The following is a 24,525-nucleotide window of genomic DNA, read 5'->3' on the forward strand; positions in this document are numbered from 1 at the left end:
AAAATTTTATAACCTATTCCTATAATATACTTTTTTCCATTCTCTTTTTAAGATCAGGGAAGTAACATAGATGGCAATATCTTCAACATCCTCAGATGTACATTTTTTAATCTCTTGTTCTGAAACATCTACGGCGTACAAAAAATTGAGGTATTCATTAAAGTGATAGCGCAATTTTTGCTGAATCAAATCACATAATTCTACTACCAAAACTTCTGGTGTGATCGTAGCGGGAATCGTATAGTCGATACCGGCACGAATCATATCTTTTTGAAGTTGCTGCAACAGCTTTGAATACAGATCCGTAGTGACTGCATCCTGTAAAATAAGAGCGCTACTATCCTTGGGATCAATATTAGACACTTCTATTCATTAAAGTGGAACCGAACAATCGCAACATCTCTTTTTTATCTTCAGAAATCGATAGTGAATCCAATGCTGCAAAAGCTTTTTGGGTATACGCTTCGATCTCTGCTCTAATACTATCCCTTGCTCCTGTAGTTTCAAAAAAGGATTTTACTGTACTGATCTTTTCAGAAGGGTCTTCGGGATTTAAAGAAAAAAGTCCTCTCAACTGCTTTTCTTCATTTTCTGAAGCAAACTCTACAGCCTTGAGATACAGAAACGTCTTTTTATTTTCTATAATATCTCCTCCTACTTGTTTTCCAAAAGTTTCAGGATCTCCAAAAGCATCCAGATAATCGTCTTGTAATTGAAATGCCAAACCAAGTAATCTACCAAAGTCATAAATGGCGGTCTTACACTGATCCGATGCTCCTGCAACGATCGCCCCCATTTTGAGCGCTGCACCTACCAATACCGCAGTTTTATACTCGATCATCTTCATATACTCAGGTATAGTCACATCATCTCTGGTTTCAAAATCAATATCATATTGTTGGCCTTCGCACACTTCTATTGCTGTTTTAGTAAACAGCATGGCTAATTCTCTAAAGGTATCCCCCTGATAATTCTCGAACAATTGATAAGCATTAATCAACATGGCATCACCAGAAAGAATCCCCGTGTTGATATCCCATTTTTCATGAACAGTTTCTTTTCCTCTACGCAAAGGTGCGTCATCCATAATATCGTCATGAATCAAAGAAAAGTTATGAAACACCTCAACCGCAAGAGCAGCATCTAATGCTTCATTGTAAGAACGACCAAAAATCTCTGAAGCCATAAGCACCAAAGTAGGCCGAAGACGCTTTCCGCCTAATCCTAAAATATATGTAATCGGTTCGTAAAGGTTTTTGGGTTCTTTGGTAGTGTTCTTTTGCTCTAGGTATTCCAGAAAAAACCGCTGATAATCAGAAATCGTGTGCACTGTATTTTTTTGTGCTAAGGTAAAACAAAATTTCAGATCGTCATGTCAATTATTTGTCCAAATAACAGGGATACGAACGTCCTATTATAGAACAAAGCCTTATAAAAGTTAACAAAATCACCTCAAGTATTAGAACAATGTTAAATAAATGTAAAACTTTGGAAACTTTTATTGTTTTAAAAGTTTCCGTACTTACATTTGTCCCCTCAACAAGAATCCCCACGATGAAAGAAAAAATAATTGAGAAAGCGAATGATATGTTTTTGAGCCTCGGTTTCAAAAGTGTTACGATGGACGATCTTGCTTCTGAGATGGGCATATCTAAAAAGACAATTTATACGCATTTTCAGAATAAAACTAAACTAGTAGAGGCTACAACACATCATTTGTTTTGTACGATTAGTGATGGTATTGAAGCCATCCTACATCAAACCTTAGACCCTATTGAAGAACTGTATACGATCAAAGCTTTTGTGATGCAGCACCTCAAAAATGAAAAGACAGCACCTTTGTATCAATTACAAAAATATTATCCCAAGATTCACTCTGGGCTTAAAGAAAAACAATTTGAAGTATTTCAGGAATGTGTTGTCGACAACCTGAAAAGAGGAATAGAAACCGGAGTGTTTAGATCTAATATTGACATAGAATTTATCTCTAGAATCTATTTCATTGGCACCAACGGTATCAAGGACAAAAACATGTTTCCTGACAATCGTTTTCCAGTGGCCAAATTAATGGACGATTACTTAGAATATCACATTTTGGGAATTACAACAGAAAAAGGACGAACAATTTTAAACAATCTAATAAAAGAACAATAAATATGAGAAACAACCTATGGTTATTTTGTCTTAGTTGGCTCTGTGTAATTTCTTTGCAGGCCCAACAAACACCAACCAGCTCTTCTTATTCTTTTACACTAGACGAAGCAATTGAGTTTGCATTAGAAAATAGCTACCAATCTATTAATGCAAGACGCGACGTTGCCAAGGCTTTGAAAAGAAAATGGGAAACCACAGCTGACGGGTTACCACAAATAAGTGGACTTATTGATTATCAAAACCAATTAAAACAACCAGTTACTCCACTACCAGGAGAAATTGTTGGAGGAGAACCTGGGACTTTTGTTCCTGTTGTGTTTGGAGTAAAACAACAAGTTTCTGCAACAGCAACCTTAAACCAATTGATCTTTGACGGATCTTATCTGGTAGGTCTAGAAGCAGCAAAAAGTTTTCTTCAGTTCAACAATGATTCTGAAGAAAAGACTTTACTCGAAGTGCGTAAAGGAGTAATCAATGCTTATGGTAGTGTTCTTGTGGCTCAAGAAAGTGTAAAAATTCTTGAAAACAATGTGGCGGCGCTTGAGAAAAACTATAATGAAACCAAAACGATTTTTGAAAACGGTTTGGCCGAAGAGGAAGATGTAGAGCAGCTACAAATTACTTTGTTACAGATTCAGAATCAATTGAGTAATGCAAAACGTTTGGAGAAAATTGCTTTACAAATGTTTAATCTGGCATTGGGTGTTGATGTAGATGCGAATACAACATTAACCGATGATTTGGATAGTCTGACTATGAAAAACATGGATCAGTCTATCGCTACTACTCCATTTATTATGGAAAACAATGTAGATTATCGATTGGCCTATTTACTAACCGAACAGCGACGATTAGAATTGAAGCTTGAAAAAAGTAGAGCACTACCTAGACTATCTGCATTTATCAATTACGGAACCTCAGCATTTGATGACGACTTTGTATTCTTAGATAGTGGAACCCCTTGGTTTCAATCTTCTATACTTGGAGCGAGTTTGAACATTCCGATCTTCAGTTCCCTAAAACGAAGTGCACGTTCTCAACAAGCCAAAATTGCTTTTGAGCAATCAAATACTGAGTTTATACAAGCACAGCAGCAAATTCAATTACAATACAATTCGTCGTTGAGTGATTATAAACTGTCTATAGAAAATTACGAAACCTCGAAGAAAAACTTATCCCTGGCAGAGCGTATCGAAAAGAAAAATCAAATCAAATATTCTGAAGGTCTGGCAACAAGTTTCGACCTCAGACAAGCGCAATTGCAACTTTACAGCTCTCAGCAAGAAGTATTGCAAACCATGCTGGATATCATCAACAAAAAAGCAGAACTAGAAACGATTTTAAATACACCAAAAAATAAGTAACCCATTATGAAAAAGATACTTACCATATTATCCGCTTCACTATTAATTGTCTCTTGTGGACAAGATAGTTCGAAATCTATTGATAAAATTATAGAAGATGGGAATCTACAGGCATTACGTGCCAAAAGAACCGAAGTTGTAGGACAGCAACAAACCATTGCTGACCAGTTAAAGCAGCTTGACGAAGCCATTGCTTCTTTAGATACTGTAAAGAAACTTCCTCTGGTAACTACAATTACTGCCAAGGATACTTTATTCAATCACTACTTGGAACTACAAGGAAATGTTGAAACCAAGCAAAACATTGTATTGTATCCGGAAATGGGAGGTGTACTTACAAAAATCTACGTAAAAGAAGGTCAAAAAGTAAGCAAAGGACAATTGCTAGCCAGAATAGATGATGGTGGATTGAGTCAGCAATTATCTCAAGCCGAAGTAAGAGCACAGTTGGCAAAGACTACTTTTGATCGCCAAAAAAGACTTTGGGAGCAAAAAATCGGTTCTGAGATTCAATACCTTGAAGCCAAGACCAATTTCGAAGCTCAGGAAAATGCTGTAAACCAAATCAAGCGTCAATTGGCAAAAACAACCGTAAACGCACCTTTCTCTGGAGTAATCGATGATGTAATTACCGAACAAGGAAGTGTAGTATCTCCTGGTCAAAATCAAATCATTCGAATTGTGAATCTGAACGATATGTACATCGAAACCGAGGTACCAGAACGTTACATCCCAAGTGTTACCGTAGGTAAAAGTGTAGAGGTGTACTTTCCGGTACTTGGTCAAACGATCACTACAAAAATTCGTCAGGTAGGAAACTATATCAATCCTAATAACAGATCATTTATGGTTGAAGTGGGTATTCCTTCAAAAGGAGGTACAGTAAAGCCTAACCTTACTGCCAAAGTTAAAATTAACGATTACACCAACGAAAAGGCCATTTTGCTTCCGCAGAGTATTCTTTCTGAAAATGCAGAAGGAGACCAATATACCTATGTTACTTCTGACAAGGACGCACAAAACATTGCCGAAGCCAAGAGAGTCATCGTAAAGACCGGAAAAACACAGGGAGATTTTATAGAAATCCTAGAAGGTGTTGCTAATGGCGATGCTATAATTAGCGAAGGAGCCAGAAGTGTAAAAGATGGTCAAAAAGTGAAAATTTTAAACTAAAAACCCTATGCAAGTCAACAAGAAAAAAGTAGATAAGGAATTTAAACTATCGTCTTGGGCGATAGACAACCCTACTACGATCTATGTAATGATCGGTATATTTCTGGTATTAGGGTTGTCGGCATATTTTTCGATGCCGAGAGAGAATTTCCCAGAGATTAACGAAACCAAAATCTATATCAGTGTTCCTTACCCTGGTAACACATCTGAGGATATAGAACGATTAATCATCGACCCTTTAGAGGATAAGCTGAAGAATGTTAGTAATGTAGTTGAAATCTTATCCACTTCGCAGGAAGATTATGGAATCATTACGGTAGAATTCGACGAAGAATTATCTGTTCCTGAAGCCAAGCAAAAGGTAAAGGATGAAGTAGATTCTGAAAAAGCGAATGAAGACTGGCCAACCTTTAACGGAGCCAAGGTAGAACCGAATGTTTTTGATCTGAGTATCTCTGAAGAAACTCCGATTATGAACATCAATATCACTGGAGATTATCCAGTAGACAAATTAAAGGAGTATGCAGAATATTTGGAAGATGAAATTGGAGATCTACCTGAAATCAAGAAAGCGGATATTAGAGGGGCACAAGAAAAAGAGGTTGAAGTAGCTGTAGACATCTATAAAATGATGGCTGCCAAAGTAAGTTTTGACGATGTGATTAACTCCATCCGAAACGGAAATATGACCATGTCTGCCGGTAATATGATTTCTAGTGGCCAGCGTCGTACTATTCGAATTTTAGGAGAGATAGATCGCCCTTCTGAACTTGATGATTTTGTAGTAAAGTCACAAAATGGCGCAGTTTACCTTAGAGATATTGCTAAGGTTACCTTTAAAGAAGAAGACAAAACCACGTATGCAAGAGAGTATGGTGAGAACGTGGTGATGTTGGATGTGAAAAAACGATCTGGAAAAAACATGATCGAAGCCGTAGAAAAGATCAATGTGATCTTGGAAGAAGCTAAAGAAGATGTATTTCCAAAAGACCTTTCGATCAGTGTTGCTAACGACCAATCCGAAAAGACCGAAAACCAGGTAAGCGACTTGGTAAACAATATCATTTTCGGGATTATTCTGGTTGTAGGAGTATTGATGTTTTTCTTAGGATTTAGAAATGCATTGTTTGTTGGATTTGCGATACCGATGTCGATGTTTATGTCTTTTATGATTCTGTCTTTACTGGGATATACTATGAATACCATGATCTTATTCGCCTTGATTATGGGATTAGGAATGCTGGTGGATAACGGTATTGTGGTGGTAGAGAATGTATATCGACTAATGGAGGAAGAAGGGATGTCTCGTATAGAGGCTGCCAAGAAAGGGATTGGTGAGATTGCTTTTCCTATTATTATCTCGACAGCAACAACGGTAGCGGCATTTGTTCCTCTTGGTATGTGGCCTGGTGTGATGGGGCAATTCATGATTTATTTCCCAATTACGCTTTCGGTTGTACTTGGATCATCTTTGTTTGTGGCTATTTTTATCAACTCCATGTTGGTTTCTCAATTTATGGAGACTGGAGAGAAAGTACTGTCTCGCAAGCAATTGATCCGATTAAGTATCATTCTAGGAGGTTTCGGAATCTTTATTTTATTGGTCGGAGGACCAGTACGAGGTCTAGGAACCTTAATGATCGTAACCGCTATCATGTTCTGGATATATCGCTATGTGCTTAAAGGAGCTGCTAATTTTTTCCAAAGAAGAATATTAGCTTGGTTAGAGGATAAATACCAAAGGTTTTTAGGGTTTGCCTTAAGAGGGTGGAGATCCTATGCTTTTACTTTTGGTACTTTTATATTATTGTTTGTTGTTTTTGCGATGTTTGGAGCTTCTATCGGTAGTCAACGTACCAAAGTGGAGTTCTTCCCAGACAACAAGCCTAATCAGATTGTGGTTTACATCGAATATCCACAAGGAACAGATATCGACAAAACCAATGCGATCACCAAAGAAATTGAGCAACGTGTATATGCTGTGGTAAATGACAAAGAATATGTTGAAGGACAGGACTATAATTTCCTGGTAGAATCTGCAGTTTCTCAAGTAGGTGAAGGTGCAGGTAACCCTCAAACAGATGGAGGTAGTAATGCCGAAATGCCACACCGAGCTAAGATTACGGCAACCATGCGTGAGTTTAAATTCAGAAAAGGAAAAGACTCTGAGGTATTACGCCAAAAGGTACAAGAAGACTTGAAAGGAATTTATCCTGGTGTTGCTATTTCTGTAGAGAAAGATCCTGTAGGACCACCTGCTGGATACCCGATCAATATCGAGATCGAAGGTCCGGATTACGACGATTTGATCAACATTGCAGAACAGATGCGTAATTTCATCAATGAGAAAAACATCCCTGGAATTGAAGAGTTAAAAATTGATGTAAATAAAGGTAAACCAGCCATGCAGGTAGTGGTAGATCGCGAAAAAGCTGGAGAACTTGGTGTAGCTGCCGGTCAGGTCGGTAATCAACTGCGTCGTTCTATTTTTGGTGAAAAGGCTGGAGTTTATAAAAAAGATGGTGAAGATTATGATATTTATGTACGTTTTAATGCTGAAAACCGATACAATACCAGTGCATTATTTAATCAGAACATTACATTTAGAGATCAAGCATCTGGGCAGTTAAAAGAGATTCCTGTTTCTGCGGTAGCCTCGCAAAAAAACACTTCATCGTTTAGTGCAATTAAGCACAGAGACACAAAACGAGTAGTTACTGTATATTCTGGATTACAACCTGGATTTACAGATGCAGCTGCGATTGTCTCTCAGATCCAAACTGAAATGGCAAGTTTCCAGGAATTACCGAGAGGAGTTAAAATCGACTATACAGGGCAAATTGAAGAACAAGGTAAACAAATGGCATTCTTGATGGGAGCATTCTTTGCCGGATTAGGATTGATCATGTTGATTCTTGTGTTCCAGTTTAGTTCGATATCTAAGCCAACGATTATCATGATTGCAATCTTCTTAAGTTTTATAGGTGTATTTGGAGGTATCTTGATTACTGGAGCGTCTTTTGTAATCATGATGACGATGATGGGAATTATTTCTTTGGCCGGTATTGTAGTAAATAATGGTGTAGTACTACTAGACTATACGCAACTGCTTATCGATCGTAAAAAGGTAGAATTGAATATTCCTGAGAGTGAATTACTACCTAATGATGAAGTAATGAAAATCATTATCAAAGGAGGTAGAGCACGTTTAAGACCAGTATTGCTTACCGCGATTACTACAGTACTTGGATTGATCCCTCTAGCCATTGGATTTAATGTAGATTTCTTCTCTTTATTTACTGATTTTGATCCAAAGATATATATCGGAGGTGATAATGTAATTTTCTGGGGACCATTGGCCTGGGCCGTGATCTACGGATTGATTATCGCTACCTTCTTAACATTGATTATCGTTCCTTGCTTGTTCTTCATTGTGAATAGATTTAAAGTATGGGTACGTAGAAAGAAAAACGTGGAAGTACCTGTGGCTACTAAAGCTACAGCTTAATACTTAACGGTTTGTAAATTGATAAAAGAAAAACGCCGCAAATTGCGGCGTTTTTTATTGATATAGAACGTTACTCTTATCTATTTTCGTTTGCTGGTGTTGGGAATTGCTCAAATGTAGCATCTCCAGATCTATCCAACGGTAGATCTCCCAGTCGATTAAATCTTCTTAAATCGATCCATCTATGCCCGCCTTCTGCGAACAATGAATATCTTCTTTGATTTAATATTTCGGTAACCAATTCTGCCGGAGTAGTTCCTCCTGTATATCCTGGTAATCCCGCTGCGATTCTAACCACATCTATTGCTGCTACTGCAGCAACAGGATCCGCAATATGATTCGCTTCTGCAGCTAACAAAATTAACTCCTCATTTCTCATGACAGCCACCGGAGCTACATTGCTATCATAGATGAACACATCATGATCTCCTGTCAAATTAGACTGTGTTAATGAAGCCGTTCTCATTACTGCTTTACCTACTCTTGTATCTCCAGCCTCAGCATCAGTGATAAAAGATGGGTGCGCTATTCTTGCATTTGCCCCAGTAGAATTTAAGGCGAAAAACAATGGATTTGCAACATCAGCACCAGTAAGAGAGAATGTAAAATAAGCTCCTGCATTAAGGTCTCCTGCCATATCCATAAATGAATTTCCAAGCAGTGTTAGCACAGAAGTATAATTCCCTCTGTAGGCTTCTACTCTTGCTGCCAACGCATTATTAAACTCTAAAAAAGCAGTAGGTGTATTGAATCCGTCAAATCCTTCAGGAATTGTAAATGGAAAATCAGCTCCTCCATTCGAAAGATCGGTTGCAGCCGTTGTAAGCATATCAAATATCGCTGTTAAAGCTTCATCATAGCCTACGAATGGTCCCAGGTTATTTGGATCAGAAACATCCAAACGAATTCCATTCTGGAATTGTAGATTCAGCACCATTAATAACTCATGAGCTTTAAGCGTATTTGCAAACCCTCTGGTTGCAGCTCTTTCGGTATCAGTAAAATCTGCAGATGAGTTTGTTAAACCTTCTAAAAGCAGATTAATATCCTTTACTGTCCCATATCTTGAAGCGTAAGGAACTGTAGTATAAAACGTATTATCGTCTAGAGTACCTGTAAGTAAATCTGCTGTCCAACGAGGATCAGAACTCTGGAATCTCCAGTATTCTCTACCCGCAACAGCTTGCACATCGACCTGAGTTCCTAATCTAGTTCTCATATCGGCCAAAACTCCCGACATCGCTTGTACCAATTCTGCTCTAGACAGATCCTCAGATATAGTATCTGTAGTAGGTCCATTTAAATTGCTACCATCCTCAACCTCGCACGAAAGCATCAAAACTGAAGATAACAATAGCATGAATATATTCTTTAGTATTTTCATTTTCTTATTTTTTTTAGAAGCCAACAGCTAAGTGAAACAAATAACGTTTAGAAGAAGGGAACGGAGTTACCTCTACCCCACTTGACAATCCATTAGATCCAAAGTTCGAAACTTCAGGATCATAGCTGTTATAATCAAAAATATTGATCAAATTATTTCCAGAGAAACCTACTTTAACATTCGATACGTGTCCCGCAAACGCTTTATCCAAAACACTAGAAGGAATATTGTAGTACAATCCTACTTCTCTTAATCTCAGGTAAGATGCATCTTCTACGAATGGTGTTGCATTACCAGCAAAGAATGCAGCAACTCTGAAATCTCCATTGGCTACTGCCGGATCAAAATCAAAATCATCAAAATCTGGGCTAGTGCCACCAAAGTCTGTCAATAACGAAGTTAGATTTACGTTATCTCCTCCTTGTTTCCAGTGCCATAAGAAAGATAAGGTAAAGTCTTTATAACGTAAATTGTTTGACCAGGTCATCTGAAAATCTGGCTCTGCATCACCTAATACCACCAAATTCCCATTGGCGTCATTACCTACAATTTGTGTTACACTTCTACCTTCTTCAATTCTAAAAGTTCCTAATCCTTCTCCAAAACCTCCTAAAGAAAATGGTTCTACATCCAGTCTAGTTACCTCTGATGTATTTTTAAAGAAGATCAAATTAGAACTCCAGTCAAAATTATCTTCCTGAAAGATAGTAGCATTCAAAGCGATCTCAACTCCTCGGTTTTCTAGGTTACCAGCGTTTTCAAAACGTGTGGTAAACCCAGAAGAAGGTTCGGCATTTGCCTGTAGGATAAGATCGTCTACGGATTTGTTATAGTACGAAAATTCTAACCCTATTCTGTTTTCCAAGAAACTTGCATCAAAACCAACTTCCAATTCTTTTTGTCTTTCTGGAGAAATATCTGGATCTCCCAGTGTTACTGGCACTACAATCCCCACATTACCATCTATCAAGGAATTAGTATATGCAGTAAACAACGCTCCATTAGGAGCAAAGTTTCCAGCCTCTCCATATGCAGCCCTTATTTTGAAACGGCTCACATATGGTACATTCCAGAAATCAAAATTATGGAAGTTTACCGCTGCAGAGGCCTTTGGATAGTAGAACAACTCATTCGCATCTCCATTATTACTGGATTTATCTCCTCTTATCCCCAGTGTACCTATGATTTTATCCTGGTAATTCAATTCTTCCTGTACAAAGAACCCTTGATCCTCTTGCTCTTGTCTGAATTGAGTTACACTTACATTTGCTCCCTGATCTACATTGGTTTGAGAAGCTACCAAATCTGAAGTAATATTTCTTACTGTATTTCTTGAAAACGTAAGCTTGGTAACACCTGCCTGCGTCCTGAAATTAAGATCTTTATCAGTAGTATAATTATGTACCAAAAAGGCCGAGTAGTTGGCATCTTTGTTTTCAGTTGTACCTAATGCCGTTACCCCATTAAGACCACCATTAGATGGTTTTTGAAACTGTAAGATTTCTGGAAAAATAGCTGTTGTAATTAATTCATAATAGTCAACCCCTCCACGAAGAATAAGTTTCAGATTTGATTTATCATTCTCAAAAACTTTATAGTCCAACGATGCTCCTACAATAAAACGATTAACATCTTCTCTGTTGGTGATCAGATCTCTGGTTTGTAATGGATTTGAAGAACCGAATGGGTTGTCTGGGTAATTTCCATTTGCATCTGGAAATAACTGCGCCCAAGGTGGAGTAGAACTTAATGCTACACCAATAGTAGTTCCTGTATTATCATTGTTGAAGAAACCACGATCAGAAACTGAGTCGATGTAGTTAGAACTAATCGATAGTTTTGCGCGTTTGTCCATAAATTCATGATCCAAATTAAATCGTATCGATTTTCTATCATATCCCGTATTATCTACAATTCCATCTTCCTCGTTGTTAGAAAAAGCAGCATAAAATAGGGTATTATCCGATCCTCCGGAGATATTCACACTAGTATTCGAAATAAAACCTTGTTCTCCATATATCTCATCTTCCCAATCTATTAAGGTACCATTGTCCCTTGCAGCAGCAAACAATGCTCCATTACCAGCTCCCAGAGCTTCTGCCCTAGCTTCGGTAAAGTTTCGTTGCCCTAAAGAGTTTAACAAGGTATTAAATCCAAAATCCTGATTGAATGAGATTTTCGTTTGCCCTCTTTTACCTTTTTTGGTAGTAATAATTACCACCCCGGCAGCAGCCCTTGCTCCATAGATTGCAGCTGCAGAAGCTCCTTTAAGGATCTCCACACTTTCTATGTCATCAGGGTTAATATCTGCAATCCTGTTTGACGGGTTATCCTGATTTGAAGCATTCCCCCCGGAAGCCGCCCCAGATACCGCATTTAAACCTGCTGCAGCAATACTGTTGTTGTTTACATAAACTCCATCAACAATATAAAGCGGTTGCGCATTACCATTTACGGAAGTAACCCCACGTAATCGAACAGAAATACCTCCCCCAGGCGCTCCTGAACTTCTGGTGATTTGTGCTCCCGCAAACTTACCTGCCAAAGCACCGTCTAAAGTTTGAGGAGGTGTTAGCCCTACAAGTTCTTCCGAAGATACCGAGGCTACAGCATTGGCCGCATTACTTCTTTTTACCGAAGTTGCTAAACCTGTTACTACCACCTCTTCTAATGCTTCTGAAGATTCTGCAATTTCGATCGAAATATCACCTGCAGTTTGCACTGGCACGGACTTCTCTGTAAAACCAAGCGCAGATACTACTAGCGTAGTTGGTAAAGAATTTACCGTAATTGAAAAATTACCGTCGATATCGGTAGCTGTTCCGTTATTCGTTCCCTCCTCTACAATATTTACGAAAGGAGCAGGTTCCCCCGAACCTTGAATCACTACTCTTCCCGTAATAGTTTCCTGAGCTAAAAGCACGACAGGAAAGAAAAGTAATAATAGCAGGACTCTCATCCTGCTAAAATGAGTTTGTTTTTTCATAATGATTTGTTTAAATGTTTGGTTAAATCTATTAAAAGATATTTATAAAAAAATGTTAAAACTAACGATTGTTCGCATTAAAACATCTCTAATTTTCAAATACTTACGGAAAAACCGTTAAATAGTTACGTTTATTTCATTTTTCAGGACATGATTCAAGTATTCGCTTCATTTTTATGCGAGTTCATATTTACTCGGGCATTTAAAAAATACGACAGTAATAAGATCATATCGGTTACAAAAAACTATACTCAATACAGTGATTAGATATCCAATAAACTTCTTATTTTTGCAGCCTTAATAAGACATATAATCATGTACAGAAGTCATTCTTGTGGCCAATTGAGAGCCTCAGACGTTAATACGGAAGTCACACTAGCCGGTTGGGTTCAAAAAACCAGAGATAAAGGATTTATGATTTGGGTAGATCTTAGGGATCGATATGGGATTACCCAGCTTATATTTGATGAGCAAAGAACGCCTGCCGAAGTAGTTGAAAAGGCAAAAACCCTTGGAAGAGAGTTTGTTATTCAAGTAAAGGGTACTGTAATCGAACGTGAATCCAAGAATGCCAATATCCCAACTGGAGATATTGAAATTTTGGTAAATGAATTACAGGTTTTGAACGAAGCTATTGTACCTCCTTTTACTATAGAAGATGAAACTGATGGTGGAGAGGATATAAGAATGAAATATCGATATCTGGATATTCGTAGAAATCCAGTAAAAAATAGCTTGATGTTTCGTCATCAGGTAGCAATGAAAGTTCGTAATTACCTTTCTAACGACGGCTTTGTTGAAGTAGAAACTCCTTATTTGATCAAATCAACACCTGAAGGAGCAAGAGATTTTGTGGTACCTTCGAGAATGAATGAAGGCGAATTTTATGCGCTCCCGCAATCTCCACAAACCTTCAAACAATTGTTGATGGTAGGTGGTATGGATAAATACTTCCAGATTGTAAAGTGTTTTAGAGATGAAGATCTAAGAGCCGACAGACAACCAGAATTTACGCAAATCGACTGCGAGATGGCTTTTGTTGAACAAGAAGATATCTTAACCATTTTTGAAGGGTTAACACGTCATTTACTCAAAGACATTAAAGGAGTTGAAATTGGAGGTTTCCCAAGAATGACCTTTGATGAGGCTATGAAAACCTACGGAAATGACAAGCCAGATATCCGTTTTGGGATGAAATTTGGTGAGCTCAATACCGTAGCACAGCATAAAGATTTTAAGGTTTTTAATGAAGCAGAGTTGGTAGTGGGTATCGCCGTTCCTGGGGGAGCATCCTACACCCGAAAAGAAATCGACAAATTGATCGATTGGGTAAAACGACCTCAAATTGGTGCTTTGGGAATGGTATATGTAAAATGTAATGAGGATGGTTCGTACAAATCATCTGTAGATAAATTTTATGACCAAGAGGATTTGGCCAAATGGGCAGAAGTTACTGGCGCAACACCTGGTGATTTGATCTGCGTACTCTCTGGTCAGACCAACAAGGTAAGAGCACAATTAAGCGCATTACGTATGGAACTGGCAGAGCGTTTAGGATTACGTAATCCGGAGGAGTTTGCTCCATTATGGGTTGTTGACTTCCCACTTTTGGAATGGGATGAAGATACAGAACGTTACCACGCTATGCATCATCCTTTTACCTCTCCAAAGCCAGAAGATATTCCTTTATTGGACACAAAACCTGGTGAGGTTCGTGCTAATGCTTACGATTTGGTATTAAACGGTAATGAAATAGGTGGTGGTTCTATTCGTATTCATGATAAAGAAACACAAGCATTAATGTTTGATCATTTAGGTTTTACACCTGAAGAAGCTAAAGCCCAGTTTGGATTTTTGATGGACGCTTTTCAATATGGTGCACCTCCGCACGGTGGAATTGCCTTCGGATTTGATAGATTAGTTGCTATTTTGGGTGGTCAGGAAACCATTCGAGATTTTATTGCTTTCCCAAAAAACAACAGTGGCCGGGATGTCATGATCGATGCCCCTGCAACTATTGATCAGGAACAGCTCAAAGAGTTGAATATTCAACTCGATCTTTAAAAAACATATCAAAAAAAATCCTGCTTTTAGCGGGATTTTTTATTTTTAGAATATGAAGAAATTACTAAAGATAATACTCATTATTATCTCCTCTTTGGTATTTATTGTGATTGCTCTAGCCGGGTGGTTCTATTATCAGCATGTTGGAAAACACAGTGTGGATCAGGAAAAATATCCACATTATATTGGCTATCTAGATCCGCAAAAAACAATTTCTAAAGAAGGTTTTGAAACCTGTAACGAAACAAAAGTTTATAAAACCCACCACGGTGCAATTCCTGAAGCTTTTAAAGAAAACAAATGGGCGTTTAGAAAAAATATTCTAGAAACTTATGGCAACAATCATTATACAAACTCTGGATATTTATTTTTTAGGTTTATTGTAAATTGTAAAGGAGAAACAGGAAGGTTTGAGATTACCGGAACAGATTTCGACTTTAATACAATCCAGTTTAACCAAGAGCTCATTGATCAGTTACACCAATTAACTGCCGATTCTGAAAACTGGAAGGTCTTACAAGGAAAAGATACTCCGATAGATTATTATGTATATGTTGGTTATAAAATAAAAAATGGTGAAATCACTGAAATACTGCCTTAGTCTTGTAATCATTCTTGGTATTGCCTCATGCGATTCTCCCCTAACCGAGGAGGAGAAAAAAGCAAAGGCAGATCAAATTATTAATGGAAAGACGTTACTACTGAGCCCTCATTATCAAGGCTCATCAAAAATGATGACTTTGGTTGAGCATGCTATCGCTTTGGATCCCAACAACGCAGATGCGCGTAGAGAATTATCGATTCCTTATCTGAAACGTGGAATGCCTGTGCAGTGGAAACCTCTATTTGATAAAGCAGTAGCCCTTGATCCTGTAAATTGGCAAGGCTGGAGAGGGTACCTCTACCTCTACTTTTATAGAAATTACAAAAAAGCAATTGAAGATTTTGATGCTACAGATCAGTTGACACCAGATTTTGACGACTATCCGCAGGGACAGAGTGTAAACTATATGAGAGGTGTTGCCTATATGGGGCTTAAGGATTGGGACAAAGCAAAATTATATTTTGACACCTATATCAATGAGCAAATTGCAACCTCGGGTGAGGATTATGCTGATGTAACCGCATTTTTATATCGTGGTATCATCGCCTACCAAAACAATGAAATCGAAAGTGCTATAGAAGATTTTCTAAAAGTTCTTCAATATTCTGGTAACCATTATGCAGATGCACATTATTATTTGGCCAAATGCTTTTCTGCACAAAACGACTTTCCAAAAGCAAAACATCACATCGATGAGGCAATAAAAGACTTTGATCTGGGTTATTTTCACAGCCGGAACTATGTTGAAGTACTTTATCAAATTTACATTCAAGATTTAGAAGGATTAAAAAAGCAATTAGAAAATAGTTAACTTTATAGTAGAACTAACTATCCATGACGTCCTCAAGAAAAAGTATCCTATACAAAATACTGAAATGGCGTTACCGCAACATTTCTAATAAGAATTTTATCTTATTACTGAGTATTATTGTAGGTTTTACCGCAGGACTTGTTTCTTTGTTACTCAAAAATTTGACGCACCTTATTCAAGTCGTTTTACAGAGTGACGTGATCTCCTGGCAAACTTCTTTCTATTTTATTATCCCGGTAATTGGTTTACTTATTGTATACATCTTTACCAAATACATTATTAAAAGAGACGTACGCTCCGCCATCCCATTAATCTTAAACTCATTATCCAAGAAAAACGGAATCATAAAACCTATACACGGATATTTACCGTTGATCCTGGCTCCTATTACCGTAGGTTTTGGTGGGTCTGTTGGATTATTGGGACCTGCAATCGGATCTGGATCAACAATAAGCTCAGATATTTGTTCTCTGTTTAAACTAAGTGAGAAAACTCGATTTTTGTTGATCGGTTGTGCCGCCGCTGGTGCAATTTCTGCGGTTTTCAAATCTCCTTTGGCTGGTTTGGTATTTGCTGTAGAAGTATTTAGCCTGGATCTAACACTCACTTCGTTACTTCCATTACTTTTTGCCTCGGTATCCGCAATATTGACTTCTTATTTCTTTTTGGGAGACGAGGTATTGTTTCGATTTGATGTCATTGAAAAATTTGATATTTATGATACTCCGTTTTATATCATTCTAGGTATCGGTACTGCAGTAGCATCCATTTATTTCACAAAAATGTACTTTGGAATTCTACATTTTTTTGATCGTTTTTCTAAAAAAATTCATCGTTTGTTGATCGGTGGTTTTGCGATTGGGGGGTTACTATATTTTATTCCCCCGCTTTATGGAGAAGGAATTGGTTTTATCAACGATCTTTTGAGAGGCGACCATTATACCGCTATTGGTGAAACTCCATTCGATACTATTACCAGTAACATATGGGTGGTAATAGGATTGCTTGTAGGAATAACCATTTTTAAAGCGGTTGCTATGACCGCAACTTTTGCTGCCGGAGGATCGGGTGGAATCTTTATCCCGACGATGGTTATGGGGAGTGCTTTGGGAAATGTGGTATCCAAAGTAATCAACAATCTCGGATTAGGATTAGAAGTATCTGAAGCTAACTTTACACTATTGGGTATGGCTGGATTAATTGCTGGTGTGCTGCATGCTCCATTAACCTCGATATTTTTGATTGCTGAGATTACTTCGAGTTATGAATTATTTGTCCCTCTAATGATCACTACAGGGATTTCTTTCTTTATTTCTAAAAACAGTATAGAACACAATATTTACAATCGTGAATTAGCTGAACAGGGTGAGCTATTGACTCATAATAAAGATCAAACGGTGTTAACTCTAATGAACCTGGAAGATTGTATTGAAACCAATTTCATAGCGGTACAACCTCATTTCACTTTAAAACAATTGTTAAGTGAAGCTGTAGCAAAGTCAAATAGAAATTTGTTTCCGGTCACAAATGACGAAAATGAACTTATCGGGATGGTTTCGTTGGATGACATACGAGATATTATGTTCGACATCACTTTATATCACAAAGTAAAAGTTGAGACTTTGATGTCTCAGATTAAAGCAAGTATTGTTTATGAAGAAGACAATGCCAAAACGGTAATGAGGAAATTTCAAGATACAGGCGCCTGGAATCTTCCTGTGATAAAAAATGGAAAATATCATGGATTTATCTCAAAATCTAAATTACTTACCTCATATCGAAGAAAGTTGATTAATTTTACCGGCTAATCGTATACTTATGAAATATATTATCAGAATTTTATTTGTAGCTATTCTGGCTAGTATTTTGGTTGGATATTATTTCAAAAACATCGGAGATCATACCACTGGAGACAAGTTTGTTGGTGTAGCCATCCTAGTTGCATCCTTTGTTTTGATGCCCATTTTCATCTATCATCGATGGAAAAACAAGAAGGTAAAGGATTATATGCTAACCGAAGAGAATCTTAAGAAAATGAGAGATTACCAAAACAAAAAGGACAAAGCTTGAAAATTGTTTTTTTTAAAATATTCACATTTTCATAACGATTCATAAAATATTTAGACCTACCTTTAGAACTCAATTATTATTTTTTATTACAATGGAAGGAACAGTTAAATTTTTTAATGAATCAAAGGGTTATGGTTTTATAACCAACGACGAAACCGGTAAAGACATCTTTGTTCACGCTACAGGAATCGATGGCGACGCTTTAAATGAAGGTGACAAAGTTGAATATCAAGAGCAAGAAGGACGTAAAGGAGTTATTGCGGCAAATGTGCGCGTAATTCACGAATAAGATATAAAGCACCCAGTTTCTGAGTAGCGCTGTTTGTACAGCGCTATTTTTATTTCCTGATATTATACTTTTCTATAAAAACCTCTTTTTGAACTATTAAAAACTCTAGAATCTTTAATTCATCCTTTGACTGAAGCACCAATTTGGTTTCAGCATTTTCGTTTACAAAATCGACAAAATTGTAATATTCCGTTTCTGGAATCTCCAGCATTTCAACAATAAATTGTTCATCAAAATAGTCTACTACTGTTTTAGGAGGGCCATAAGCTGTATACTTCTTTCTTTTAACTAAACCTCCAGCTAGTTTTACCAGAGCCAAAAAATCGATTGATGTGGGTGTAAAATCATCTCTTAGCGCAATGTTTTTTATGTTGGATTGCGCATCATTAAACTCTGGTAAATTCATCTGCATCAATTCTGCAGCGCTAAAAAAAGGAAGGTTTTCTGTGTATGTTGGTATTTTCGACACATCCTCTTCAATACGGCCAGATAAGGAGTACTGTGACACCGTCACCTCATCCAGGGCATTTACTTTTTCCTTTAATTTTATCAAAAAATCATCATTTTGTATATCTGAAGAAGACACAATATGAGTATAAGGCACATACTGTATAGAAGAAATAATCAACGTATCTCCAGGTGTTACTCGAATTGAAAAATACCCTTCTTGATCAGTGATCGTACCTACCTCTAGGGTTTTATTAATCACATGGACATCATCCCAATCATCTGTTTCAGAGACAATTCTTCCGTTAAGCTTGGTATACTCTTGCGAAAAGACAATAGAAGTCATGCCTCCAAAAAATAACAGAATGATTTTTTGCATTGGTCTCGGTTTATGCTATAAGGACTATAGCTCAACCAACAGGTTGCAAATCATTCTTCATACATTCCTCTAAGGGCCATAGATCCGTAAAAAAGCACTTATCCGAGATTCTTAATTTAGATTACGTTTTTCAACAAAAAAACGTTTTAACAACTGGCTACATTCTTCCTGCAGCACCCCACCTATCATTTCTGTTTTAGGATGCAGTTTGGCTCCTAATGAATTAAAGCCTCGTTTTTCATCTGCGGCGCCATAGACCACCTTTCCTATCTGACTCCAATACAATGCTCCTGCACACATTTGGCAGGGTTCAAGGGTTACATACATAGTACATTCATTCAAGTATTTACCTCCCAAAAAGTTTGCTGCCGCGGTAATGGCCTGCATCTCGGCATGAGCGGTAACATCATTAAGCATTTCTGTAAGATTATGGGCTCTGGCAATTATTTTATTTGACACTACAATTACAGCTCCAACCGGAACTTCATCTTTTTCAAAAGCCCTTTCTGCCTCCTGAAGCGCTTTCTTCATAAAATAGGTATCATCAAACGGATCTAGCATGGCACGTTCTATTTTGTTGTAAAACTAGCTAAAATTATCCGTAATCCGCATCTCACAAAAGATTATAAAGTACCAGCACAAAACCTTACTTTTGTCACATGTCAACATCATTGCTTTCACAAATTCAAAACCCTTCGGATCTAAGACAACTATCCGCAGAACAGTTACCCATCTTAGCACAAGAACTTCGTGATTTTGTGATCAATATTGTGGCTACCAAAGAAGGGCATTTGGGAGCAAGTTTGGGTGTGATCGAATTGACTATAGCCCTACATTATGTTTTTGACACCCCAAACGATTTGTTGATTTGGGATGTAGGCCATCAAGCCTATCCTCATAAAATTCTAACCGGTCGGAAAGATATTTTTCATACCAACCGCCAGCTCAATGGAATCAGTGGTTTTCCAAAAAGAAGTGAAAGCGAATACGATACTTTTGGAGTAGGACACTCTTCTACTTCTATTTCTGCAATTTTGGGTATGGCCATTGCATCAAAGCTAAAGGGAGAGCTATCTAAACAACATATCGCGGTTATTGGAGATGCTTCAATCGCCAGCGGAATGGCTTTTGAAGGGCTTAATCATGCTGGTGTTGCCAACACGAATATGTTGGTGATCCTGAACGACAATGCTATTGGTATAGACCCTAGTGTGGGAGCACTTAAGGAATACCTAACCAAGGCAAAAGTCGGAGTAAAGCCTAGGAAAAACAACATTATTGAGGCTTTGAATTTTAACTATTTTGGCCCGATTGATGGTCATGATTTATCTTCTCTACTTAGAACATTAGAGCAGTTAAAATCAACGGATGGACCAAAACTTTTACACATTATTACCACAAAGGGAAAAGGACTGAAACAGGCCGAGGAAAACCAAGTCAAATATCATGCTCCTGGTAAGTTTGATGCCTCCACAGGAGATCTGATTCCAAAAGATAGTACTAATCTACCTCCAAAATTTCAAGATGTTTTTGGTTATACGTTATTAGAACTCGCACGAGAAAACGAAAAAATCATCGGGATCACTCCTGCTATGCCTACTGGTAGCTCTTTAAAATATATGATGCAGGAAATGCCCGATAGGGCATTGGACGTGGGTATCGCAGAACAACATGCAGTAACTTTGGCTGCTGGAATGGCTACTCAAGGCATGATTCCGTTTTGCACTATTTACTCTACTTTTTTGCAACGAGCTTATGACCAAGTGATTCATGATGTAGCTTTACAAGATTTACCTGTTGTTTTATGCGTAGACAGAGCCGGTCTTGTAGGAGCAGATGGCGCTACGCATCACGGAGTTTTTGATATCGCCTATTTGAATTGCATTCCAAGTATGGTCGTAACCGCTCCAGCCGACGAAATAGAATTACGCAATTTGTTATATACCGCCTCTTTAGGTTTAGACCACCCAATAGCTATTCGCTACCCCAGGGGTAGAGGACATATTTCGGATTGGCGACAACCATTTAACAAGATGACTATAGGTGAAGGAACAACAAAGCGTAAAGGAAAGGAGGTTGCCATCATTTCTACCGGAGCAATTGCAACTGCTGTCTCCCAAGCGATAAACCAGAGTAAACAAAACGTAAGCCACTATCATTTTCCATTCATAAAGCCGTTGGATCACAAGTTACTAAACATTATATTCTCTGAATATCACACCATTATTACTGTTGAAGATGGAGTTGTTACCGGTGGTTTTGGAAACAATATCCTCTCCTACGGAAATGAAAATAATTTCAAAACTCGTGTCATCAACCTAGGTGTGCCTGATCAGTTTATTCATCACGGCACAATAGAAGAACTTCATGAAATTTGTGGTATTTCTACCGCAGGGATCACTTCTACAATTCTAAAGCATGTCTAACCGATAATTATCTAATCACAATTTTTGAAATGTAGGATGCAGAACCATTTTCTGCTTCAACTTTTAAAATATAAATCCCCGCTCTAAGCACTACATCAATAGGATATACACTCTGTATCACTGCTTGCTCTTCATACACAAAGCGACCATTTACGTCATAGATTCTAATAGAACTATTACCCATATCTTGAGGAACTCTGATATTAAATGATCCTCCGGATGGGTTAGGCACTATTATAAATTCTCCTAAATTGCCATTCGCTTCGTCACAGTTTAATTCTGATGCCGGTGGTAAATCAAATGCTTCTACCTGATCTATTCTTGATCGGCTATTACCCTGGTCAGCACTCCAACCCACTCCTCTTGCAGCAAATACCTCCCAAATCAAACACGTATTTGCTCCTTCGTTAGCAATCTCATCAGCCATCAGAATTGCATCTCGCCCATCAACAAATCCGGGGTTACATACTTGAAGCTTCAATCCATCTATTACCAATTGCATGGCCAGATTATTCCCACCTGTTCCACTATACAAATCTGGATCAAAACCATCCCGTTCTATCAATGCCCAGTTCAAGTCCCAAAGAATAGAAGCCCATATGGATCCTACTCCATGCGGAGCAGAGAAATTAGTTTCGTCATTAGTATCTCCATAAGTAACAGGGTTAACCGTAGTATCGGTGCTATAAGGAAAAGGACGAAGTCCAACTCCAGTTATAGGTTGACCAGTAGCAAAAGTCGCAATCCCCCTGGCATCTGCTCCAGTATCTCCCGATTCTATAGTCATCATTAGCGCAAGCCAGTCAGACCAACCCTCACCCATTTGTTCTGTTTCTTGAATACAATTCCCATCGTCATCAAACTCTACGCAATCAATTAAACAATTGGATGTATTAGCACCACCTGTTAAACGTGTAGAAATCCCATGCGCGTATTCGTGTATAATAATCCCATTATCAAAAGAACCATCGTTTACTACGATATTTAACCCAGCATCAGACAAGGTAATATTTACTGTATTGGTTTCCATTTCGGTAATAATAGCTTCTCCATCATCCATACCTATCATTACCGCTGGAATAGTAATCATTCCGTTACCTCCTGCCATCGTTATAGGATCTCCCGGCTGATTATTTACCACTAGAACAGCAATCGCACCAGCTTGCTGGCATCGAAATACTTTATCTGCAAAACTACACTCCCCCCGCCTCACTACTGCGATATTTCCGTTTACCTCGGCTTCATTAATAATCGCACTACAAGCGTCATTGGCATCTGGCGTAGGGTTGTCATCCACTGCCAATACCAAATTAGCAGTTAACCCATCTGGTACTTCTGGTGCGTCTACATGCCCTGGATCAAAACTGTTATCAACAATAACATAAGATCCTGCAAGAGCTGTATTGTTCACCACAAACACTTCTATATCCGGACTGGTTTGAGGATTCCACACAAACATTTGCATCCTCGGATTTCTTCCATCTGGAGGAGTAGTAAAATTGGCATTATTTATTCCTGATCCATCTATCGCATCCGCGATCACTTCATCACTACCAAATCCACCACGACCATAATTATTCAGCTGAAAATTACCAGAAGACTCATCAAAGCCGTAGTGATACCAAACATCGTGAACCACATTATTTGTGTAGAACAAATTGGTGATAGAAGCATTCTGATTATTCAGAAAAACGGCATCAGGATCAAAAGCAAAATCAAACATTAGATTTGCTCCTCCATCGGGTTGCTCACCTAATCCATCATTACCATTTACATCTTCAGAAGCGATTACATTATTTCCTGAAGTAACAGTTACATCCGCTCCCGCAACTCCATCGATATCATGCCACCCAAAAGGAGAAGCCATTTCGTCTTCCTGGCCGGAAACTAATCGTCGACTTCCGTGATTTGGACTTTCTACAGCAGGAATAGGATATACATTGTACACAGGATCCATAAAAGCTGCAGAAGATTCAACATTATTTTTAAACAATGAAAATGTGTTATGTTGTTTTTGCTGATGGGTATGATTTTCAAAAGAACAGCTAACCACCCAGTCATTTCTGGCCACCAGTTCTCCGTTAATTGCATCTACTCTTACACTAAACCAGTGTGCTCCATCAACAGTATGTATATTAAGATCCCAACACAATTGTAAACGATCATCTTTAAACTCATAAACCAGTGCTACCGGGATATCATCTTTACTAATATTCCCCTTGGACAAAAGGTAAGTATCTTTTTTGCTCTTCGTATTTTCTAATTCCTCTATTCCGGACACCACACCCAAATCGAGAGACAATGCAGCTTTTTTCACTGCTGTGACAGGAGAAATACTTGTCGATATCGCATTTATTTTTGATGCTATATTGTCAATAAAATTACCTGCAAAAGAAACCACTTTTCCTTTTCTTATTGTAAAATTCCCGATGACATTTTGAATTGGTATTCCTTTATAAGACTGAACAACATATACATTATTCGATTGTAAGCTTTTTGAAAAGGACTCACTCTGAATCACTAATCCAGAAACATCTTTTGGTGACATCCCTTCTTGTATCAAATATGCTTTTATTACTTCTAAATCTGAAGACTGAGCTCCAACACGGAAAGCGCCTATAAAGGCTAAAAAAACTAAAAAATAGAACTGTTTCATACCAATTATCAATTAATCCTGATGAGTAAATCACAAAAATTATACCCCTATGATTTTGTGATGATAGTAGAAAAAAGAGCCTTTAAGATAAGAATAATCTAAAAGATCTGTAGTATGTGCAATGCATCCCCTTATTTATGCATAACATTTTTTTCTCTTTACTACATTTACTCACAAGTATTTACGTATAAATATAATGGTCGGTTTTAT

At 37.9% G+C, this 24,525-nt stretch carries 18 protein-coding genes; 11 read left to right on the forward strand and 7 right to left on the reverse strand.

The genetic code is table 11. The features are described 5' to 3' along the window. Positions 1 to 6: 6 nt before the first annotated feature. Positions 7 to 363: a hypothetical protein gene (locus BUE24_RS09450; protein ID WP_073315749.1), complete on the reverse strand. Its 357-nt coding sequence runs from the start codon at positions 361 to 363 to the stop codon at positions 7 to 9. Continuing rightward, entirely contained in the window at positions 356 to 1,330 is a 975-nt protein-coding gene (locus tag BUE24_RS09455) for a polyprenyl synthetase family protein (protein WP_073315750.1), read from the reverse strand. Before BUE24_RS09455 ends, BUE24_RS09450 begins: the two co-directional genes overlap by 8 nt. Before the next feature lie 224 nt (positions 1,331 to 1,554). Here BUE24_RS09455 and BUE24_RS09460 point away from each other — a divergent pair, with 224 nt between their 5' ends. The 4 genes from BUE24_RS09460 to BUE24_RS09475 are packed head-to-tail and all read left to right on the forward strand — an operon-like array spanning position 1,555 to position 8,199. Then, the gene (locus tag BUE24_RS09460) at positions 1,555 to 2,154 is read left to right on the forward strand and encodes a TetR/AcrR family transcriptional regulator (protein WP_073315751.1); all 600 of its coding nucleotides are present in this window, start codon (positions 1,555 to 1,557) and stop codon (positions 2,152 to 2,154) included. Positions 2,155 to 2,156: 2 nt separating this feature from the next. Beyond that, on the forward strand, positions 2,157 to 3,518 hold the full coding sequence (locus tag BUE24_RS09465; RefSeq protein ID WP_073315752.1) for a TolC family protein: 1,362 nt from the start codon (positions 2,157 to 2,159) through the stop codon (positions 3,516 to 3,518). A gap of 6 nt (positions 3,519 to 3,524) precedes the next feature. After that, complete coding sequence (locus BUE24_RS09470; RefSeq protein ID WP_073315753.1) at positions 3,525 to 4,691, forward strand: efflux RND transporter periplasmic adaptor subunit; 1,167 nt, start codon at positions 3,525 to 3,527, stop codon at positions 4,689 to 4,691. Between the two features lie 7 nt (positions 4,692 to 4,698). After that, positions 4,699 to 8,199, forward strand: a complete 3,501-nt coding sequence (locus tag BUE24_RS09475) for an efflux RND transporter permease subunit (protein ID WP_073315754.1) — start codon at positions 4,699 to 4,701, stop codon at positions 8,197 to 8,199. Between the two features lie 76 nt (positions 8,200 to 8,275). Here the strand turns inward: BUE24_RS09475 and BUE24_RS09480 are convergent, their stop codons facing one another. Both BUE24_RS09480 and BUE24_RS09485 read right to left on the reverse strand, forming a co-directional pair. After that, positions 8,276 to 9,583, reverse strand: coding sequence for a RagB/SusD family nutrient uptake outer membrane protein (locus tag BUE24_RS09480; RefSeq protein ID WP_073315755.1), 1,308 nt, complete (start codon positions 9,581 to 9,583; stop codon positions 8,276 to 8,278). 13 nt (positions 9,584 to 9,596) lie between these two features. Continuing rightward, on the reverse strand, positions 9,597 to 12,569 hold the full coding sequence (locus BUE24_RS09485) for a SusC/RagA family TonB-linked outer membrane protein (protein ID WP_073315756.1): 2,973 nt from the start codon (positions 12,567 to 12,569) through the stop codon (positions 9,597 to 9,599). A 315-nt stretch (positions 12,570 to 12,884) separates the two neighbouring features. Here BUE24_RS09485 and aspS point away from each other — a divergent pair, with 315 nt between their 5' ends. The 6 genes from aspS to BUE24_RS09515 all read left to right on the forward strand — a co-directional run bounded on the left by aspS (position 12,885) and on the right by BUE24_RS09515 (position 18,407). After that, the gene (gene aspS, locus BUE24_RS09490; RefSeq protein ID WP_073315757.1) at positions 12,885 to 14,633 is read left to right on the forward strand and encodes an aspartate--tRNA ligase; all 1,749 of its coding nucleotides are present in this window, start codon (positions 12,885 to 12,887) and stop codon (positions 14,631 to 14,633) included. Positions 14,634 to 14,685: 52 nt separating this feature from the next. Beyond that, a complete protein-coding gene (locus BUE24_RS09495; RefSeq protein WP_073315758.1) occupies positions 14,686 to 15,234 on the forward strand; it encodes a hypothetical protein in 549 nt (182 codons plus the stop codon). Further along, positions 15,206 to 16,048, forward strand: coding sequence for a tetratricopeptide repeat protein (locus BUE24_RS09500; RefSeq protein ID WP_073315759.1), 843 nt, complete (start codon positions 15,206 to 15,208; stop codon positions 16,046 to 16,048). Before BUE24_RS09495 ends, BUE24_RS09500 begins: the two co-directional genes overlap by 29 nt. 23 nt (positions 16,049 to 16,071) lie before the next feature. Then, positions 16,072 to 17,856 carry a chloride channel protein gene (locus tag BUE24_RS09505; protein WP_073315760.1) on the forward strand — a complete coding sequence of 595 codons (1,785 nt, stop codon included), beginning with the start codon at positions 16,072 to 16,074 and terminating at the stop codon, positions 17,854 to 17,856. Positions 17,857 to 17,866: 10 nt separating this feature from the next. Further along, on the forward strand, positions 17,867 to 18,118 hold the full coding sequence (locus BUE24_RS09510; protein ID WP_073315761.1) for a hypothetical protein: 252 nt from the start codon (positions 17,867 to 17,869) through the stop codon (positions 18,116 to 18,118). Between the two features lie 91 nt (positions 18,119 to 18,209). After that, positions 18,210 to 18,407 (forward strand): cold-shock protein, encoded by a 198-nt coding sequence (locus BUE24_RS09515; protein ID WP_073315762.1) that lies wholly within the window; start codon positions 18,210 to 18,212, stop codon positions 18,405 to 18,407. A 49-nt stretch (positions 18,408 to 18,456) separates the two neighbouring features. On the opposite strand, the gene BUE24_RS09520 is transcribed toward BUE24_RS09515, so the two are convergent. Both BUE24_RS09520 and BUE24_RS09525 read right to left on the reverse strand, forming a co-directional pair. Next, a complete protein-coding gene (locus BUE24_RS09520; RefSeq protein ID WP_073315763.1) occupies positions 18,457 to 19,233 on the reverse strand; it encodes a carboxypeptidase-like regulatory domain-containing protein in 777 nt (258 codons plus the stop codon). 111 nt (positions 19,234 to 19,344) lie between these two features. After that, positions 19,345 to 19,794 (reverse strand): nucleoside deaminase, encoded by a 450-nt coding sequence (locus BUE24_RS09525; protein ID WP_073315764.1) that lies wholly within the window; start codon positions 19,792 to 19,794, stop codon positions 19,345 to 19,347. 98 nt (positions 19,795 to 19,892) lie between these two features. On the opposite strand from BUE24_RS09525, the gene BUE24_RS09530 reads away from it, so the two are divergent. Further along, positions 19,893 to 21,659, forward strand: coding sequence for a 1-deoxy-D-xylulose-5-phosphate synthase (locus BUE24_RS09530; RefSeq protein WP_073315765.1), 1,767 nt, complete (start codon positions 19,893 to 19,895; stop codon positions 21,657 to 21,659). Positions 21,660 to 21,666: 7 nt separating this feature from the next. Here BUE24_RS09530 and BUE24_RS09535 read toward each other — a convergent pair whose 3' ends face one another. Beyond that, on the reverse strand, positions 21,667 to 24,315 hold the full coding sequence (locus tag BUE24_RS09535) for a T9SS-dependent M36 family metallopeptidase (RefSeq protein WP_073315766.1): 2,649 nt from the start codon (positions 24,313 to 24,315) through the stop codon (positions 21,667 to 21,669). Positions 24,316 to 24,525: the final 210 nt, after the last annotated feature.

The sequence above is a fragment of the Aquimarina spongiae genome (assembly GCF_900141785.1).
Lineage (GTDB): Bacteria > Bacteroidota > Bacteroidia > Flavobacteriales > Flavobacteriaceae > Aquimarina > Aquimarina spongiae.